Here is a 10,899-nt window from a genome sequence, read left to right as displayed (position 1 = left end):
CCAGCCACCAGCCACCAGCCACCAGCCACCAGCCACCAGCCACCAGCCAAGTAGCTAACCTCGCGGCTTACAAAACATGAGCTGGCTGAATTTTTTGCCCGCGCTCCCTAGCCGCCTAAACCCCGCTCAGCACATCATGCACGTGCTGCCAAGCCCAATCCAGCTCCTCTTTCGTAATCGTAAGCGGAGGAGCGAAACGAATAATGTGCTCATGCGTCTCTTTGCACAATAAGCCCTTCTCCTTCAGCTGTTCGCAGAACGGACGAGCCGAAACCTTAAGGTCAATACCAATGAACAGCCCGCGCCCGCGAATTTCCGCGATGCTGGGGGACTGTATTTCCTGAAGCCGGTTCAGGAAATACGCCCCAAGCTCATCCGAGCGCTCCGCGAGCCGCTCGTTCTCGATAACTTCCAGCGCCGCGATAGCGACGGCGCAGCCGAGCGGGTTCCCACCGAAGGTGGAGCCGTGGGAACCGGGCTCGAAAACCTCAAGCACCTCCCGGTCTCCGGCCACAGCCGAGATCGGAAAGACCCCGCCGCCGAGCGCTTTGCCCATAATGTACAGGTCCGGCGTGACGCCTTCCCAGTCCGTGGCGAAGCGGCGGCCCGTACGGCCGAATCCCGTTTGGATTTCGTCCGCGACGAAAAGCACCCGATTCGCTTGGCACAGCTCATAGCATTCCCGCAGGTAACCGCCCTGCGGAATGACAATGCCGGCCTCGCCCTGAATCGGCTCGAACAAAAATCCGGCCGTGTTCGGCCCGATAGCCGCCCGAAGCGCTTCCACATCCCCGTAAGGGATGATGCGGAAGCCCGGGGTGAAGGGGCCGAAGCCGCGTTTATATTCCGGCGACGACGAGAAGGAAGTGACCGTCACCGTGCGTCCGTGGAAATTCCCCTCGCAAACGATAATTTCCGCTTGATCCGCCGGAATGCCTTTTACGTCGTAGCCCCAGCGGCGAACCGCTTTTATCGCCGTCTCGACCGCTTCGGCTCCGGTGTTCATCGGCAAAATCATCGGCTTCTTTGTGTAGGCCGCTAATTTTTCATAAAAAGCTCCGAGTGTCTCGCTGTGAAAAGCTCTGGAAGTCAGAGTCACTTTCTCCGCTTGTTCATGCAAAGCCTTCAAAATATGCGGGTGACGATGCCCCTGATTCAAAGCCGAGTAAGCGCTCAGCATATCCATATAACGGTTGCCGGCCGGATCCTCGACCCAAACGCCTTCTGCTTTTGAAATCACAATCGGCAGCGGGTGGTAATTGTGTGCTCCGTATTTTTCGGTTTTTTCGATGATCGACGAACTTTTTGTATCCATCCGTATTCCTCCTTGGCGTGCAACCTGGCCAAACGTCAGTGATAAATGCATGGTCACACATGGCGAGCTTGTAATCTATTGTATTCTTCCCCTCTGAACGTTGCGAATGTGCTCCGAATTGTTGTGCGTGTGAGCGAAGTGTCCTTGCTTTTAGCGTGCGGCCGGCATATATAAGTAAAGAGCGTTGATACAAGTTTTCTCGAAATGTGCAAAGTTCAATCATGGTATTGACGAATATGGGAAATATTATTTGAAGGCTGCGAAAACAATGCGTAATTTGAAAATGCTTTCATTGTCACATAAATTTATTACAGAACGTGTCAGATATTGCAGGATTCTTTGCACGAAGCGCGAATAGGTTTTGATAGACACTGTACATTACAGTGGTCAATTAACGAAATGTCCATGAAGGATGCTACTAGAACACCTACTTCGCAACGAGCATTTACTTTAAAGAAAAAGGAACGGTGTGTAAGATGAGTATTCGCATTGAAAAAGATTTTTTAGGTGAAAAACAAGTTCCGGCCCATGCCTATTACGGCATTCAGACGATGCGTGCGCTTGAGAATTTTCCAATTACTGGCGTTAAAATTCACGCAGAGCTGATCACAGCTCTAGCAGAAGTGAAGAGAGCAGCAGCTCTGGCGAACATGGAAACCCACATGCTGCCTAAAAAAATCGGGGAGCATATCGTAAAAGCAGCCGAGGAAGTAAGAGACGGCAAACTGCTCGAACAATTTATCGTGGATTCCATCCAAGGCGGAGCGGGAACTTCGATTAATATGAATATGAACGAAGTGCTGGCCAATCGGGCGCTTGAGCTGATGGGCGAGGAGAAGGGCAGTTATTTCCACTGCAATCCAAACAACCATGTCAATATGTCGCAATCGACGAATGACGCTATTCCTACGGCGATCAAAATTGCCGCCTACCGGTTATCCACGCAATTGATTGAGACGATGACGTCGCTGCAGAGCGCTTTTGCCCGGAAGGAAACGGAATTTGACGACGTGATCAAAATGGGGAGAACGCATCTTCAAGATGCAGTTCCGATTCGCCTTGGGCAAGAATTCGGTGCCTATGCACGTGTCTTGCAGCGCGATATCAACCGGATTCGCCAAGCTTCCGTCGGTCTTTTGACCGTGAACATGGGGGCGACTGCGGTAGGAACGGGGCTGAATGCGAAGCCTGAGTACGTAGACCGCGTGATGTTCCATCTTAAAGGGCAGTGCGGAATTCCCGTTGAAAATGCCGAGCATTTGGTCGATGGCACGCAAAACATGGATGCATACACAGAGCTTTCCGCTTCCTTGAAGGTTTGTGCCGTGAATCTTTCCAAAATATGCAACGACATCCGCCTCATGGCATCCGGTCCGCGCGCCGGTTTAGGAGAGCTAAAGCTGCCTCCGAGACAGCCGGGATCGTCCATTATGCCGGGCAAAGTGAACCCTGTCATGCCGGAAGTTGTCAACCAAGTCGCTTTCCAAGTTATAGGGAACGACCATACGATTTGCTTGGCATGCGAAGCAGGCCAATTCGAGCTGAACGTCATGGGGCCGGTTCTTGCGTTCAATCTGCTGCAATCGCTGAAAATTCTGCGCAACGCCGCGGATGTATTCGAACGCTTTGCGATTGAGGGCTTGGAGGCTGACCGCGAGCGGTGCCGCACCTTCGTCGAGCAAAGCTTCGGCATCGTAACGGCTTTGAACCCGCATTTGGGCTATGAAGTTGCTGCACAGCTGGTGAAGGAGGCCGTACGCACCGGCATGACGCTGAAGGAGCTGATTCTGGAGCGCGGACTGCTGACCACAGAGGAGATTGAAGAAATCCTCAATCCGATTCAAATGACGACGCCGGGAATCGCCGGCGAAAGATTGCTGCAGCCTGCCGACTAACACAGGACTGAATAAACGAACGCCCCTGGCTCATCGCGATGATGGGCTGGGGGCGTTTATTTTTTCCGCTGCAAGCTTCGAGCTGCCTGCACCATTGATAAGCATGTAGAAGGTTGCGTAAACCGTAAGGATGACAAAACCGACAAGCAAGCAGAAAATAAAAGCATCTTTGTGCAAGCTCCGCTGCAAAATACTCACGAATTGCATGTTCATCAGCGCATCCCAGCTATTTAGACGGTATTCTCTTCCCAAAAGAATGCCGTATCCGCTCAGCAGCGAGGTCGCGATGATGAGCAGCCACGAGAGGAGGCGGCCCCAGCTTTTGACCGCGATCACATGAATCATATACATGGAGCTGCACCCCAGCAATAATCCGTTCCAAGCAAATAAAAAAATAGTAAAAAGATCATACCAATAATTCATACTCCATGTTTTTTTAGGCATATAGGAGTTCTTTAGAATCGTTAAATGAATGAAATCGGTGACGATATACGGAGCATTAGGGAGGAACAGCAGCCAGGCTAGTCCTAATGCGAGTATGAGAATTTTTCGGGAAGCAAAGGGTTTTAGCGGATGTAAAAAGTAAGCTCCCAAAGCGAAGAGATTGGGGATCCACGCAAGAAACAGATTCCAAAGCAGAAATTCATAATACGTTTGGTTTTTGAAAAGCAAATAGATCCCGATCGTACACAAAGAAAGGAGAGCAAGTAAAATCTGCAGATACCATTGATTCAAAGTTTTCATTCTAAGCTCCAGTCATAATAATCGGATAGTTTATCTATATTTTACCAATTATAACTGCAACCAACAAGCAGAAAAACCCGCACCCCGAAGAGGGCGCGAGTTCACGGAAAGTTCGGCAGACGGCAAGAATGCCGCTATAAAATTTGTTTGCCCAGCAAGGAGCTGATCAGACCGACGGCTAATTGCGAGGTTTTGTTGTTATCGTCGAGCAGCGGATTGACCTCAACGAATTCAGCGGACGTGACGATGCCTGCTTCGTGCAGCATTTCTACGGCGAGATGGGCTTCGCGGAATTGCAGCCCGCCTTTTACCGCCGTGCCTGTGCCGGGGGCTTCAAGCGGATCCAAGGAATCGACGTCAAAGCTGAGATGAACGCCGTCCGTTTTCCCGCTGATATAAGCGATAGCATCCTGCATCACAGCCGCCATCCCTTTGATATCGATATCATGCATCGTGTAACATTTAATGCCCAGCGCCCGGATCAGTTTTTTCTCCCCTTCATCCAGCGAACGCGATCCGATAAGGACAATATTTTCCGGCTTTACTTTCGCTAAATCCCGTTTAATGCCGGTTAATAACGGATGCCCCATGCCAAGGCTGACCGCCAGGGACATGCCGTGAATATTACCGGTCGGGCTGGTGTCCGCTGTATTCAAGTCAGAATGCGCATCAATCCAAATAACGCCTAAGTTGTTATAATGCCCGGATAATCCTGCCAGAGTCCCGATGGCGATGCTGTGATCTCCGCCAATGACGAGGGGGAAATGCCCTTGCTCCGCAGCCTTGGACACTTGTTCGGACAGGAGCGTATTTATCTCGATAACCTCAGCTAAATATTTCAAATTCGTTTTATCCACCTCAGGCGCAAGCGGAGCTGCTTTATCGCCCGGGAGGCGAATTTCCGCCACGTGCTCGGCGGCGATATCCATTTGCTGCAAGCTCCGCAATAAGCCTGCTTGCATGATGGCTTTAGGGCCTTTACTAGCCCCGCGCCGGCCTGCTCCAAGGTCAAATGGCACGCTAATCGCAGCAATCGTCGGTTTGGTGCTCATACGATCAACTCCTCTTGTTTGGATAGGGTTGCCTAAATTTCCGTCTGTCTTCTGACTAACATTCCCAAATTGATAAGAAGCAATGCTCCCGGTTCGCTGTTATTTGTCCAACTAAGGACTTGAAACAGGTTGTTTCTTTACTATATGAAAAAAGAACCTCCCGCTCCACACTTATTGTGGGTTTGGAAGGTTTCTTTGGTTTATGTTACAATGCCCAATTGCCCTTGCGGAAAACAGGTTCAATGCGGCCGTCGGCATGCTCGCCGTCAATGTCCATCTCCCCAGAACCGATCATAAAGTCAACATGGATCAGGCTGTCGTTAAGGCCGGCTTGCAGCTGCTCTTCCTTGGACATGGAAGTTCCGCCCTGCACGCATGTCGGGAAAGCACTTCCTAGAGCCAAATGATTAGAAGCATTTTCATCAAAAAGCGTATTGAAAAAGATCAGATTCGAGTTGGAAATCGGTGAATCATGCGGTACAAGCGCAATTTCCCCCAAATAATGGGAGCCTTCATCCATTTCGATCATTTCTTTCAAGGAGTCGAAGCCTGTCTCGGCGGTATAGTCGACGATCCTTCCGTTATCAAAAGTGATCGTAAAGTTGTCGATCAGGTTGCCATGATAGCTTAACGGTTTCGTACTGCGTACCGTTCCTTGCGTCCCTTGACGATGCGGTGAAACAAACACTTCTTCCGTCGGAATATTCGGGTTGAACTCAAAACCGCCTGTTCCGTTGGTTGCGGAACCCCCTCGCCAAATATGGTTTGGCGGCAGCTCGACAATCAGCTCAGTGCCTGGGGCGCGGTAATGAATTTTATGAAATTGCTTCTCGTTAAGGAGCTCTCTTTTGCTGCGCAGTGTAGCATTATGATCGTGCCAAGTTTGCACAGGGCTGTCTTGATCCGCCCGGACCGCTTTGAAAATGGCGTCCCACAAAGCGTTCATGGCAGCTTCTTCCTCCAACTGCGGGAACACTTTGCTAGCCCAGGCCGGAGATGGCGCAGCGGCGATCGACCAGGTCATGAAATAAGAAGACATGCTTTCTCTCCACGTCTTAAGTTTCGGACCTGCCGCTTTGGAATTAGCGGAAATACGCGCGGGATCCACGTCCTTCAGCAGCTCGGGATCATCGGCGTTAATCCATAGGTAAGCCCCGTTGTTTTCCGCCAATTCTGTAAGGGCTTGCGCTCTCCATGACGGATACTCGTGAAAGGCTTCGTCAGGAGCATGCATATATTTAATTTGCGTGGAGATTTCATCCTGCCATTCGATATGTACGTGTTTGGCTCCGGCTTCATAAGCTTTACGGGATATGAGGCGCACGAGCGCAGGATGGAGGATGGGAGCATTGATCCAAAGCGTTTGACCAGACTGAATATTCAAACCGATGCGGACGATAAGCTCCGCATATTTGTCAAGATTACGTTCAAAGGTCATAGAAATCCTCCTTTATTCTATATCTTGCTTGCAGTTTATCGTGCGGGCACCGAACTGTCAAATAAATTTTACCGTCGTTCTTTCATAAAGGTGCTGGGGGTTGTGCCCTGCCATTTGCGGAATTGCTTGGTGAAGTGATTATAGTTTTGAAAGCCTACGTCATAGCACACTTCTGAAGCGCTGCGCTGTGTATGCTCCAGCAGCAGAGCAGCCTGCCTGATCCGCATCCGGTTGAGGGAATCGATAATGGAATAACCGGTGCTGGCTTTGAAAAGATGAGCAAGTCTCGAAGGAGAAAGCCCGACATGCTGCGCCAGCTCCTCGATGCGGACAGGCTCGCGCATCTGCTGCGACAGTAGGTAAAGGACCTCTTCAATGCGCGGGTCCATTTTACGGCTTGTTTTCTGCGCCATGATGAGCAGAATTTCCCGTAAGGAAGAGAGAATCAGCTCAAACCAATATTCGCCCCGCTCTCTGGAATCCTGGAGGATGCGTACGAAAGCTTGAAAGATGCGCTCTCGAAGCGACTCGCTTTCAATCGTAACGAAAAGCTGCTCTTCCTTCGGCAGCAGGTTTGTTTCTGTGAGGAGGGATGGAAAATGCGCCCAGACGAAATGCCAGGTATGGTTCTTCCTCGTACCGTAGTGCTGCGGTGTCCCCGGAGCAAGAAGGGTGAGGTCCCCGGTCCGGCAGCGCCGTTCATGGCCGGCGTGTTTGAAGTAGCCTTCTCCGTCCAGTGTGAAGCAAAGGAGCCAATCGCTGCGTCCCTCGGGACGTATGGTGACATACGAATCTGTTTCTTTGAAATGTCCTGCCAAGAATGTGTTTTCTTCGCTGTTCATGAGGATCTCTTCCTTCCTGACCGCTGCCGGATGATGATATGAGTATAACAGAAGATAGCAGAATTGTAGGAGTAATTAGCAGCATTCTTACTTCTATGCTATGGCAAAGTTCGATATGCTGGAAACATGAAAGAACACTATGGGACCTTGGGGGGAAGACGAGATGAAAAGCGCATTGCTAAGACTGACAGAGGAGCAAAAACAACATTTTGAAAGAGAAGGATATTTGATTGTAAAAGGGTTGTTTTCGGCGGGAAATCTGGCTGAAATCGACGCCACATTCGCAGAGATCGCCATGGGTACGGTGCCGGGCCATTTTGAGCCTGATTTGCAGGCGGACGGGGCCGATCCGTTAAAGCGTTACCCGCGAGTTATGCATCCCCACCGCTTCAATGAGACAGCGAAGAAGTATATGCTGCATCAGCCGGTTATGGAGGTGTTAGCCGATTTGTATGACGAAGAGGCGCTGGCTGCGCAGAGCATGTTTTATTACAAACCGCCGGGTTCCCGCGGCCAAGCGCTTCACCAGGATAACTTCTATCTGCAGGTTGAGCCCGGCAACTGTATTGCCGCCTGGACTGCGATTGACGCGGCGGATGAGGAAAACGGCGGCTTGCTCGTCGTTCCCAAAACAAACGCGCTGGAGCTGTCCTGCCCGGATCTTGCGGACGCCAAGGAATCGTTTACGACGCACTATGTGAAGCCGCCCAAAGACGAGAAGGCGATGCCAGTCGTCATGGACAGAGGCGATGTGCTTTTTTTTAACGGCAATCTCATCCACGGCTCGTATCGCAACAAAACGAAGGACCGCTTCCGCAGGGCGTTCATCTGTCATTACGCCAATCAGTCCGCTACGCACATTAGCAGCTACTATCGCCCTTTGTACCGCCAAAACGGCGCCACTGTCGACTTGGAAATCAACCCGAACGGCGGCCCTTGCGGAGAAGAGTTCCAAATCGTTTACCCGCACTAAAGAACATCCTATAAATTGGAAAATAAGGACTTGTCCTCGGCCGGCCTCATGGTTGGGGACGGTCCTTTTTGCATGATCGTTATGAAATCATTTATGGGGTATGGAAAATTTTCAATTGTTTACAATAGGGGAGGGGTGATTGATTTGATGATACATGGATGGATTGCGGGGCTGCTGCTTTTATTACAGCAGAGTGAAGCGCCGGAAGCCGCAACCAAAGATGGAACTTCTCCAATTCAAGCGAATGTGCAGCGTGAGGCCTATAGGCTTGACTTTGTGGATTTGCCTTTGATCGATAATGAACGTGTAAATCGACTTATGGCCGAGATGGAGAAGAAAGCGTACCGGAAGCCGGTGAACGCTACGATTAGCGATGCCGGCGGCATTGTGAAGGAGATCCCGGGCGCAAGGCTGAACCGGAAAGCGTTTGTGGAACAATTTTATACCCATTTCTACAGTGATGGACCTTTGACATTCGATGTTCCGCTGACGTCCATTTATCCTAAAGTCGATAGTGAACTGCTGGCCAGCATTCGGGTACATCCAATCGGCTATTATGTCACGTATTTTAATTCGAATAATAAGCACCGCTTTACGAACATTAAACTGGCGACTCAGGCGATTAACAATTACGTCGTTCTCCCGAACGAGACGTTTTCTTTTAACCGGGTTGTCGGTGTTCGTACGCGCGGCAGGGGCTATATGCCCGCCAAAGTCATTGTCAGGGGCGAATTCTCGGAAGGGATTGGCGGCGGCATTTGCCAAACGTCCTCAACGCTATTTAACGCGGTGGACAGGGCGGGGCTTACGATTGTGGAAAGATACTCGCACAGCCGGTCGGTTCCCTATGTTCCCTCAGGGAGAGACGCGACGGTGAACTGGGGAGGTCCTGATTTTAGTTTCAAAAACAACTATAACCAGCCTGTCCTTATCAGGGCTCAGGCTTTGCCCGGGCGTGTGTATGTCAGCATCTACTCCTCCGAGCAAATCAATCATAAGCCGCGGCATGTTCCGGGCGCTTCCAAGGCTTTGCCGGAAGAAATAACGGTGGGGGCAGATCCGAAAAATTCAGCTCCCTAGTCATGGGCAAGGTCAATATATGCATATTTCACAAAATTAAAGCAAAAAATCACAAGACTTCACCTCCACCTTCCGCTACAATTAAGGGCAGATCATGCAGGTTAGAGAAGGGTGGAAATTCACTTTATGAAAACGTTTTTAGATGAAAATTTTTTGCTTACCAATGAAACAGCCGTTCATTTGTTCCACGAATATGCCAAAGATCTGCCGATTATTGATTATCACTGCCATTTGAGCCCTAAAGAAATTTATGAAAATAAACAATTCAATACGATTACCGAAGCATGGTTGTATGGCGACCACTACAAATGGCGTATGATGCGCGCCAACGGCGTTGAAGAAAATAAAATTACCGGCGAAGCTAGCGATTACGATCGTTTCGTTGCTTGGGCAGGAACGCTTCCGATGGCGATCGGCAATCCGTTATATCACTGGTCCCATATGGAGCTGCAAACGTATTTCGGTGTATATGACCTGATCAATGAACAGAATGCGCCTGCAATCTGGGAAAAAGTGAATGCCAAGCTGGCTGAAGGCAATTCACGCGCCAGAGACCTGATCAAGAATTCCAAAGTAACGGTCATTTGCACAACGGACGATCCGGTTGACTCCCTGGAATATCATATCAAAATCAAAGAAATCGAAGATTTCAATACGCAAGTGCTGCCGTCTTACCGTCCAGACAAAGCGCTTGAAATTAACCGCGCGACATTCCTACCTTGGATTGCTCAGCTGGAAAAAGCAGCCGGCATCGCGATCTCGTCTTACGACGATCTGCTCGCGGCGCTTGAGAACAGAGCGGAATTCTTTAATTCCGTAGGCTGTAAGGTGTCTGACCATGCGTTGGATTATGTGCCTTTTGCAGTGGCGACCAAAGAGGAAGTAGAGCAAATCTTCAAATCTGCGCTGGCCGGCAACGCGGTTAGTTTGGAAGAGGAGAAGAAATATAAAGCCTTCACTTTATTATTCCTTGGTGGCGTGTACAAAAAGCTGGATTGGGCGATGCAGTACCATATCAACGCGTCCCGCAACAATAACGGACAAGCTTTTGCGAAGCTCGGCCCGGACACTGGATTCGACTCCATTAACGATAGCCTTGTAGCGAGCGCGCTTACCGGCTTGCTTTCATCGCTGGCTGTTGCGGATTCACTGCCAAGAACCATTCTTTACTCCTTGAATGCCCGCGATAATGAAATTCTCGCCTCCTTGATGGGCAGCTTCCAAGGCGACGGCATCCCAGGCAAAATTCAGCTTGGCGCCGCTTGGTGGTTCAACGATACAAAAGACGGCATGGTATCGCAGATGAAATCGCTCGGCAATTTCGGCTTGCTCGGCCGTTTCGTCGGCATGCTCACCGACTCCAGAAGCTTCTTGTCATACACAAGACATGAGTACTTCCGCAGAATTTTGTGCAACATGTTCGGCGAGTGGGTCGAAGCGGGCGAATTCCCGAACGACGAGCAGCTGCTCAAGCAATTGGTGCAAGGCATTTCCTACGACAACGCGAAACAATACTTTGGGTTCTAAATAAGAAAGGGGCTTCCTGCGAGTAGAGTGATC

9 protein-coding genes are annotated in these 10,899 nt (G+C 50.2%); 4 read left to right on the top strand and 5 right to left on the bottom strand.

Annotated features, from left to right (window positions below):
* Nucleotides 1–115: 115 nt before the first annotated feature.
* Nucleotides 116–1,315, bottom strand: a complete 1,200-nt coding sequence (locus AC3WRW_RS24135; protein ID WP_492548822.1) for an ornithine--oxo-acid transaminase — start codon at nt 1,313–1,315, stop codon at nt 116–118.
* Between the two features lie 476 nt (nt 1,316–1,791).
* Between AC3WRW_RS24135 and aspA the strand changes: the two genes are divergently transcribed.
* Nucleotides 1,792–3,210, top strand: a complete 1,419-nt coding sequence (gene aspA / locus AC3WRW_RS24130; protein ID WP_492548821.1) for an aspartate ammonia-lyase — start codon at nt 1,792–1,794, stop codon at nt 3,208–3,210.
* 30 nt (nt 3,211–3,240) lie between these two features.
* Here aspA and AC3WRW_RS24125 read toward each other — a convergent pair whose 3' ends face one another.
* The 4 genes from AC3WRW_RS24125 to AC3WRW_RS24110 all read right to left on the bottom strand — a co-directional run bounded on the left by AC3WRW_RS24125 (nt 3,241) and on the right by AC3WRW_RS24110 (nt 7,286).
* Nucleotides 3,241–3,954 carry a DUF1361 domain-containing protein gene (locus tag AC3WRW_RS24125; RefSeq protein WP_492548820.1) on the bottom strand — a complete coding sequence of 238 codons (714 nt, stop codon included), beginning with the start codon at nt 3,952–3,954 and terminating at the stop codon, nt 3,241–3,243.
* A gap of 134 nt (nt 3,955–4,088) precedes the next feature.
* On the bottom strand, nt 4,089–5,006 hold the full coding sequence (rocF, locus tag AC3WRW_RS24120; RefSeq protein WP_492548819.1) for an arginase: 918 nt from the start codon (nt 5,004–5,006) through the stop codon (nt 4,089–4,091).
* Nucleotides 5,007–5,211: 205 nt separating this feature from the next.
* A complete protein-coding gene (locus tag AC3WRW_RS24115; RefSeq protein ID WP_492548818.1) occupies nt 5,212–6,444 on the bottom strand; it encodes an aminopeptidase in 1,233 nt (410 codons plus the stop codon).
* 68 nt (nt 6,445–6,512) lie between these two features.
* Complete coding sequence (locus tag AC3WRW_RS24110; protein WP_492548817.1) at nt 6,513–7,286, bottom strand: helix-turn-helix domain-containing protein; 774 nt, start codon at nt 7,284–7,286, stop codon at nt 6,513–6,515.
* A 163-nt stretch (nt 7,287–7,449) separates the two neighbouring features.
* On the opposite strand from AC3WRW_RS24110, the gene AC3WRW_RS24105 reads away from it, so the two are divergent.
* From AC3WRW_RS24105 to uxaC, 3 genes are all read left to right on the top strand, one after another.
* On the top strand, nt 7,450–8,259 hold the full coding sequence (locus AC3WRW_RS24105; RefSeq protein ID WP_492548816.1) for a phytanoyl-CoA dioxygenase family protein: 810 nt from the start codon (nt 7,450–7,452) through the stop codon (nt 8,257–8,259).
* A gap of 147 nt (nt 8,260–8,406) precedes the next feature.
* Nucleotides 8,407–9,339 (top strand): VanW family protein, encoded by a 933-nt coding sequence (locus tag AC3WRW_RS24100; RefSeq protein WP_492548826.1) that lies wholly within the window; start codon nt 8,407–8,409, stop codon nt 9,337–9,339.
* 126 nt (nt 9,340–9,465) lie between these two features.
* Complete coding sequence (uxaC, locus tag AC3WRW_RS24095; RefSeq protein ID WP_492548815.1) at nt 9,466–10,866, top strand: glucuronate isomerase; 1,401 nt, start codon at nt 9,466–9,468, stop codon at nt 10,864–10,866.
* Nucleotides 10,867–10,899 lie beyond the last annotated feature (33 nt).

Source organism: Paenibacillus sp. FW126-R14, from assembly GCF_058789495.1.
The sequence above is the reverse complement of the archived record's forward strand: the minus strand, read 5'-3'. Positions and strand labels throughout refer to the sequence as shown.

What these genes read in the sequence shown, in the direction of transcription:
- AC3WRW_RS24110 (WP_492548817.1), bottom strand. Translation starts at nt 7,286, where the DNA reads ATGAACAGCGAAGAAAACACATTCTTGGCAGGACATTTCAAAGAAACA.
- AC3WRW_RS24115 (WP_492548818.1), bottom strand. Translation starts at nt 6,444, where the DNA reads ATGACCTTTGAACGTAATCTTGACAAATATGCGGAGCTTATCGTCCGC.
- AC3WRW_RS24105 (WP_492548816.1), top strand. Translation starts at nt 7,450, where the DNA reads ATGAAAAGCGCATTGCTAAGACTGACAGAGGAGCAAAAACAACATTTT.
- AC3WRW_RS24135 (WP_492548822.1), bottom strand. Translation starts at nt 1,315, where the DNA reads ATGGATACAAAAAGTTCGTCGATCATCGAAAAAACCGAAAAATACGGA.
- uxaC (WP_492548815.1), top strand. Translation starts at nt 9,466, where the DNA reads ATGAAAACGTTTTTAGATGAAAATTTTTTGCTTACCAATGAAACAGCC.
- AC3WRW_RS24125 (WP_492548820.1), bottom strand. Translation starts at nt 3,954, where the DNA reads ATGAAAACTTTGAATCAATGGTATCTGCAGATTTTACTTGCTCTCCTT.
- rocF (WP_492548819.1), bottom strand. Translation starts at nt 5,006, where the DNA reads ATGAGCACCAAACCGACGATTGCTGCGATTAGCGTGCCATTTGACCTT.
- AC3WRW_RS24100 (WP_492548826.1), top strand. Translation starts at nt 8,407, where the DNA reads ATGATACATGGATGGATTGCGGGGCTGCTGCTTTTATTACAGCAGAGT.
- aspA (WP_492548821.1), top strand. Translation starts at nt 1,792, where the DNA reads ATGAGTATTCGCATTGAAAAAGATTTTTTAGGTGAAAAACAAGTTCCG.